General features: G+C 35.5%; 9 protein-coding genes. All 9 read right to left on the bottom strand.

Going from position 1 to position 7,286, the window contains the following annotated elements; translation table 11 throughout:
• Nucleotides 1-145 precede the first annotated feature (145 nt).
• Nucleotides 146-1,351 (bottom strand): MFS transporter, encoded by a 1,206-nt coding sequence (locus BN3326_RS17995; RefSeq protein WP_074463626.1) that lies wholly within the window; start codon nt 1,349-1,351, stop codon nt 146-148.
• 112 nt (nt 1,352-1,463) lie between these two features.
• Nucleotides 1,464-1,658 (bottom strand): YwbE family protein, encoded by a 195-nt coding sequence (locus BN3326_RS17990; RefSeq protein WP_070000637.1) that lies wholly within the window; start codon nt 1,656-1,658, stop codon nt 1,464-1,466.
• 13 nt (nt 1,659-1,671) lie between these two features.
• Nucleotides 1,672-1,869 (bottom strand): helix-turn-helix domain-containing protein, encoded by a 198-nt coding sequence (locus BN3326_RS17985; RefSeq protein WP_070000636.1) that lies wholly within the window; start codon nt 1,867-1,869, stop codon nt 1,672-1,674.
• 32 nt (nt 1,870-1,901) lie between these two features.
• On the bottom strand, nt 1,902-2,117 hold the full coding sequence (locus tag BN3326_RS17980; RefSeq protein ID WP_070000635.1) for a DUF1653 domain-containing protein: 216 nt from the start codon (nt 2,115-2,117) through the stop codon (nt 1,902-1,904).
• A 118-nt stretch (nt 2,118-2,235) separates the two neighbouring features.
• Complete coding sequence (locus BN3326_RS17975) at nt 2,236-3,444, bottom strand: MFS transporter (RefSeq protein WP_070000634.1); 1,209 nt, start codon at nt 3,442-3,444, stop codon at nt 2,236-2,238.
• 12 nt (nt 3,445-3,456) lie between these two features.
• Nucleotides 3,457-4,482, bottom strand: a complete 1,026-nt coding sequence (locus tag BN3326_RS17970) for an ROK family transcriptional regulator (protein ID WP_070000633.1) — start codon at nt 4,480-4,482, stop codon at nt 3,457-3,459.
• A gap of 217 nt (nt 4,483-4,699) precedes the next feature.
• Entirely contained in the window at nt 4,700-5,035 is a 336-nt protein-coding gene (locus BN3326_RS17965) for a cupin domain-containing protein (RefSeq protein WP_070000632.1), read from the bottom strand.
• Between the two features lie 2 nt (nt 5,036-5,037).
• Nucleotides 5,038-5,376 carry a cupin domain-containing protein gene (locus BN3326_RS17960; RefSeq protein ID WP_070000631.1) on the bottom strand — a complete coding sequence of 113 codons (339 nt, stop codon included), beginning with the start codon at nt 5,374-5,376 and terminating at the stop codon, nt 5,038-5,040.
• A 223-nt stretch (nt 5,377-5,599) separates the two neighbouring features.
• The gene (gene hcp, locus BN3326_RS17955) at nt 5,600-7,252 is read right to left on the bottom strand and encodes a hydroxylamine reductase (protein WP_070000630.1); all 1,653 of its coding nucleotides are present in this window, start codon (nt 7,250-7,252) and stop codon (nt 5,600-5,602) included.
• Nucleotides 7,253-7,286: the final 34 nt, after the last annotated feature.

Below are 7,286 nucleotides of genomic sequence, written 5' to 3'. Positions count from 1 at the left end.
CATCTAAGAACGTACTTTAGTTTCTGTTCTGCCGAAAAATTACTTTTTTGTCCCATAAAAATATGCTCCTCCTTACAGTAAACAGTTTTATTATTTTTACTGTCTACTATAAGGGGAGCATATCAATACCCTAACCGGCTTATTCTTAATGATTTATAGTATCTATCTGGGTATTATCTTTTTTACTTATCACATTTAAAATGACACAAATAACCATTAAAATGATCGCAGCTACAATAGCGCTCATTCCAGCAAAAACGCCAAAAGCATCAGCCAATGCGCCCGTTATAATTGGCATGATAATCCCTCCGACCCCGCCTGCCATCAGTAATACACCCATAGCCATAGGATAAGCCTTAATTGTATCTCCAACCGTAGAAATAGTTATTGGGTAAATGCCTGCCATAGAAAAACCTAATCCCATTATCGCCAGCGTAATCACAGTTGTATTTTGTGTGCTTAGAAGCAATAGGTAAAAAGCTGCAGTGCCAAAGCTTGTTGATAAGAGTAGTACCTTCTTAGAAACTCTGTCTCCTATAAATACACAGGTCAATCTGCCAGCAAGAATTACGACCCATAATAAAGAAGCAAGCACCTGAGCATATGCAATTGTCATAATTCCTGAATCTACAAAATATTTAACGATCCATCCATTAATTGTTGCCTCTGCACATAAGTAAAAAAAGAAAATGCCTGCTGTAATCCAAAAATACTTATTTTTTAAAAATGCATAAGATATTTTAATATTGTCCTTCTTTTTTACAGATGGATCTATTCTCATTCTCGAAAATAGGAAAATTGAAAAAATACATAAAATAATAATAACTCCAGCCGCTATTTTCCAGCCTATATCTCCAGCTAAATAGGTACAAAGCATTACTAAAAACGGCGCCATTAAAGCACCCACAGCAAAAATACTATGTAAAAAATTAAGCGCCGCTGGGCTACTGTTTGATACCTCGTTGACAACACTATTGTTAAAATTCGAGATACTTCCCCTACTTAATCCTGTAAATAAAAAACCTAGAATCAATAATACTGGGTTACCTGTTAAAATCATAATTAAAAATCCCATAATAACAAAGCTGCACATAAACATAATTGATTTTTTTCTTCCTAAATAAAGCGGCAAGACCCCTGCAATAAAGCCTGCTATTAAATTACCTACTTGGTGTGATGAGATTAGTGCACCGCTTATTGTATTATTTAAGCCATATTCATTGCTGATTAAAGGCAGTAAAGAACCTAAACTCATACCGTATATACCATTTACTGCAAAGACAAAAAAGCAACAGTTTAAAATATATTTGTTGTGTTTATCAAGTTGTGTGTAAAATGATTGCTTCTCCATAAAAATAAAGCGCCTCCTGGTTTTGTAAAGATACTCAATGTTGTCTATTATATCATATTCTGCAATAATTACAACTAGGAGAAAGTGGGTCTTCTTTCTGAATAAATTTCTATTATTTTTTTATTTCTTTTACTCTTCCAACAATGCCGTTTTCTAACATAACCTTTATACCATGGTGGTGCTCTGATGAATTAGTAAGGATTCTCTGAACAACGCCTTCTGTAAGTTTACCGCTTCGTTGGTCCTGTTTTTGTACAACCATTACTGTTGCCCCTATTTTAATATTATTTCTTTTGGTTCCGTCCATTATTTTGTCCTTTCTATTTGATACTAAAGAAAAAATCCTGAGGATCTTTTATACTCAATAATTGTGTTAAGGTCGTGATTTCCTGATAAGTCCAATCCGTACTGCCATTTACTTTTCTGGTAAGTGTCTGTTTACTTATATTCAGTTTCTCCGCTAATTCACCAAAACTGATATGATGTTTTTCCATAAGCTTGCTTATTTTTTGCTGCATCTATCTAGTCTCCTTCTTCCATTTCCACAAAGTTACTCTAACTTTTCAAACCTTTTAAATGTCCTGCCCTCTTTTATAAGCTCTTCTTGCCACATACTTGCTGGCCTTACCCATATACCATACTCTCCATATAAGGCACGATAGACAACCATATCTTCTAATGTTTCACTATGCTTAGCCAGTGCAATTACCTCATATTCATTACCTTTAAAGTGCCGGTATCGCCCTAACTGAATTAAATCTTTCATATCAGCCTCCGCATTTTATTATTTATTATTGTTATAGTATAATTCGTTTTCGTTTAATCGATTCATCCTATCTCTTTATCATTCGCCCCTACTTGAGAGGCTATTTAATCATTTAGTTTTAACATGCCTTATTTTTCATAAAACGGTTGATTATTTCTGAACTAAAAAGCATTCCTAAGATATAGAATAAAGCAAAGTATGGAAGAATTTTTATCGTTGTACTTGCTGCAATCCAGCCAAGAAGCGGCGGTAAAAAAGTAATACCTATGTATGCAAATGCCATTTGGTATCCTATAATCGTCTGTGAATATGCTTTTCCAAATCGCGTTGGCGTTTCATGAATCATACAGGGAAAAACAGGCGCACATCCAAGTCCAATCATAATAAAACTAATAAGCGAAAAGATGTTTGGAAGTGGCAGCAATAATAAGAGCGCTCCCCCTAAAGTAATACTTTGTCCCATACGTATAAGTACTTTATTACTAAGCTTCATAGTGATAAAGCCTGTAATAAATCTCCCTAAAGTAATCCCTCCATAATACATAGACACCCAACGTGCAGCTGTTGCCGCGTCCAATCCCTTAACATTAACCAAGAAACTGCTTCCCCATAACCCCATTGAAGCCTCTATGCCACAATAAAAAAAGAAAGATGCCAGTGCAAATTTTACGCCTTTAATATGTATTGGATTTATTTCTTTTAAGCTATGATGCTCTAAATCATTTTTGGTTATTTGATTCCGTGTGCTAAGATCCTCTGATTGATTATTAACTGTATTTGCTGCCTTATCCCATAGTGGTAGGGTCATAAAAAGCAGTACCACTAATCCAAACTGAATCATAGCAACCGTAAAATAACCGCTTCTCCACGAATATCCTCTGCCAATGTACCAAGACATAATGATAGGTCCAAGTGTCGCTCCTACGCCCCAAAAACAATGGAGCCAGCTCATATGATGTGCTTTGTAGTGTAGTGCAACATAGTTATTAAGTCCAGAGTCTACAGCCCCTGCCCCTAGACCAAGCGGAATAGCTAAGATAAAAAACCAAAATAAAGCAGGTGAAATAGCAATGCCTAAAAGTGCACAAGCGGTCATTAAACAACTGATAAATGTTATCTTTCCTGTTCCAAAACGCTTAATAATACTGCCACTCATCAAACTCGAAATAATTGTTGCTCCTGATATGACCATAGAGATAAGGCCTGCTGCCCCTAGGGGGGCATTATACTGTATCTGCATGACTGGCCAAGCTGTTCCGAGCAAAGAGTCTGGCAGCCCCAAACTAATAAACGCCATATAAATAATGATCAAAAAAAATGTAGCCATATATACACTCCCCTAAATTAATTTTCTTGTTAACGCTATTTCTGGCTCTAATACTGCTAATGTTTGTTCAATTATTCCCCGTTGATAATCTGATGTAAAATTTTCCGAAAGAAAGATATCCGGAACTATATTTTGGGGAAGCTTGGTACTACACATTTGTATAATGGCCTTTACATGTGAATCACTCAAATAACTTCCACTTAATACAATATAATGAGGATTCAAAACACAGCTAAGCGTTACAACCACTTGAGCTATTGCTTCACACACTCTATCAAAGGAGCGATATAACTCTTGATTCCATTTGATTCCCAAAGGCAGCGCAGCAATCTCTCCTGCAAAATTCCCTTTTCCTTTATGCAATTGTCCATTTAAAAATATACCTGATCCCGGCGGATACTGATCCGGAAAATACAGATACGCCATTGTACACCCTGTAGCTATAGTTTTTCGTTTTGCAAAACCTACTACTGCTGCATTCACATCATTTTCCATAATGACTGTCATGTGATAGCGCTCACTAAAATGTGCAGCAATCGAAACGCCCATCAAAGCTTGATAATCAGATATAATAATTTTTCCATCCATTTCAACACTAGGTAGTCCAAATCCAATAGCTTTAATCGTCGGATACGTACTTATCAAGGGGCTGATAATGCGTTCAAAGCTTTCTAAATCAATACCTTCAACTTTTTCATCCACCTCATGCACACTTTTACCCAAAAGGCTGACTACCGCACAATGAATGCTAATATCTCCATTTACTTCATAAGGGAATATGATAAGTATTAGTGAAAAATAATCATTATATTTAAAATTTTGAGCTGGTCTCCCTCCGCTAGATGAAGATAATTCTGCTTCACAAACTTCATTTTCTTTTATCAATTGTTGTAAAACTGAACCAACAGTAACCAGGCTAAGTCCTGTTAACTCTGCAAGCTGTTGTTTTGTAGCTTGCCCCTTTTCTCTGAGCGTTTTCCGAATAAGATTTATATTTATTTCTTTAATAACAATGGAATTTCCGCCAATATGTTCCACAAATATGTCTCCTTACTTAAAAGCATCTTTACACGCTAAGCTTATTTATATAAAGCTAACTTAACACAAGACTTATTAAAAGTGTTTTAATAAGTCTTGTGTTAAATTTATCATCTCTTTCTTAAGCTGTCAAGATATAAATACGTCCTAACTAAAAGCACCCAGCTTATGCAGGGCGCTAAATAGTAACTCTTATCAACTGATTTCATTTGCTTTATTAAGCTTTTACGAGTATGGTACACACCTTAGTATCCTCTAAGGCTTCTACGCCATAATCTATATCTGCCTCCAGCGCCACTATTTCTCCGGTATGCACAATCGTTTCATTGTCTTTTTTATATAAGACTTTGAGACTTCCCTCAATCACCCAAAACAAAGTATCCATTTCGTAATACTCTTTATCAATACTTTCTCCTTTTGCAAAAGAAAAAAATCTGATTTCCGTGTGCTCACTATTAATAAGCGCTTTACTAGCTATTTTGCTGCCTGTATGCGTTACAATTTCATCTAAAGCTACAGGTACATAAGGCATAATGTTTTTAAGATATTTCATAACTAATCCTCCTTAACAACTACAAGAAGCATACTCATATTCTCCTTAGCTGTCACTTGATGAGGAATATTAGCTGGCATAACTACCACTTGCCCTTTGTAAGCTTCTATTGTATTTTCTCCTATTTTTACAGTTGCAATCCCTTCGTGGATATAAATGAGTGCATCCCCTTTAGCTGAATGAGGACCTACCCCTTCACCTTTTCCAAATGCTAAAGCTGTTACGCCCACGCCTTTCTTTTGAGCAAGTGTAACTGTTTCTATTTGCCCATCCTTTGCGCTGACTAAGCTGTCAAAATCTACATTTACTGCCTTCTGAATGTTTTTAATTAATTCTTGCATATGATTCATCTCCTCTAAAATGATATGTGTTCCAGCTTTAATTTGATAATGAATATCAATTTCTTTTATGTGACTATCTTATCATATTCTTTTAACTAGATCTGTATCCGTAGATACAAATCACTCTTTTATTTTGCATAAAAAAACGAACTTTATTAAGTCCGTTTTTTATACCTCTCAAACGTAATTTATTGAACTAACTGTACATACTGCTCAACTATTTTTAATTAGCCTGCAGAAGAGAATTTTTCAAATCATCCTCTGGTGTACTTATTGGTTTGATATCAAATGTATCTACTAAATACTGTAAAACATTGGGCGAAATAAATGCAGGTAAACTTGGCCCTAAATACATGCCTCTTATACCTAGAGATAACAAAGCTAATAAATCGGCAACTGCCTTTTGTTCATACCACGAAAGCACTATTGTAAGAGGTAATGCATTTACATTCGTGTCAAATGCATCAGCTAGAGCTGTAGCAATTCTAACTGCTGAGTAGGCATCATTACATTGACCAACATCTAGTAGTCTAGGTAATCCTGCTACTGTTCCAAAATCTAATTTGTTAAACCTATACTTCCCACAGGCAAGTGTAAGAATAACACAATCTTGAGGAACCTTTTCTGCAAATTCTGTATAGTAGTTTCTTCCAGGTTTTGCCCCATCGCAGCCACCTATTAAAAAGAAATGTCTTAACTTCCCTTCTTTTACAGCATTAACGATAGCTTCAGCATGGGACAAGGTTGCATTGTGTCCAAAGCCTACTAAAATCTTCTTTTCTTCCTCGTCTTCTTTAAAACCGCCGAGCTCTAGAGCTCTATTTATAATTTCACTAAAATCTTTCGTACCATCTTCATTTACTTTAATATTTTTAATGCCATCCCATCCTACAACATTAGTGGTAAATATTCTATCTTTATAACCTTCTCTTGGTCGCATCAAACAATTAGTTGTCATTAAAATACAACCTGGTATATTATCAAATTCTTTTTGTTGATTCTGCCAAGCAGACCCATAATTACCTACTAGATGTTTATATTTTTTTAGGGAAGGATAGCCATGGGCAGGGAGCATTTCTCCGTGGGTATATATGTTAATGCCTTTGCCTTCTGTTTGTTCAAGCAGCATTTCTAAATCTCTTAAATCATGGCCTGATATAATGATAAAAGGTCCCTTTTCTGTATTTACATTAACTTGTTGAGGAGATGGATGGCTGTATTTCGTAGTATTGGCTTCATCTAGAATTCTCATAACTTCCACGCTCATCTCGCCTGTTCTCATAGTCATACGAATCAGCTCTTCTACACTTAATGCATCATTTGTTGTAGCTTCTAATCCTAAAAAATAGAATTGGTCTACTTGATCGCTATAATAATTGATAAATCTCGCTTGATGACCATAGGCACTTATCCCCTTTAATCCATAGAGTATTGTTGATCTTAAGGAACGGACATCTTCGTCAAGATCCCTGTCATACATAATGCCTGCTACCACCGCGTCTTTTAACATCGCTTCTTTTGTTTCACTTAGATTATAGGCAGCGGCATCTGCATATTGCCCCTTTGGTGCACGTTCTCTTAATGTCTGTTTTATTTTTTGTGATTTTTTTAATAAGTGTACATGAACTTCAGCATCAAAGTTTACATTAGTTAATGTTGTAAATAATGAGTCCTCTACGAATGCTACAATTTCTTTATCTATCAGCTGCCCTTCCTCAATTAAAGGTTTTGCATAACAAGCTATGCCTTTTAGCTGATAAATTAATAAATCTTGTAAATTGGCTATTTCAGGTGTCTTTCCACAAACGCCGCTTTTAGTACAGCCCTTTCCTCCCATTGTTTGTTCACATTGATAACAAAACATTGCATTGTCCATTCTTAGTACTCCTTTTATTCTCTTTTAACTTATA

Source organism: Cellulosilyticum sp. I15G10I2 (assembly GCF_900095725.1).
Taxonomy (GTDB): Bacteria; Bacillota; Clostridia; order Lachnospirales; family Cellulosilyticaceae; genus FMMP01.
Note: the sequence above shows the minus strand (reverse complement) of the source record. Positions and strands in the feature narration are given on the sequence as shown.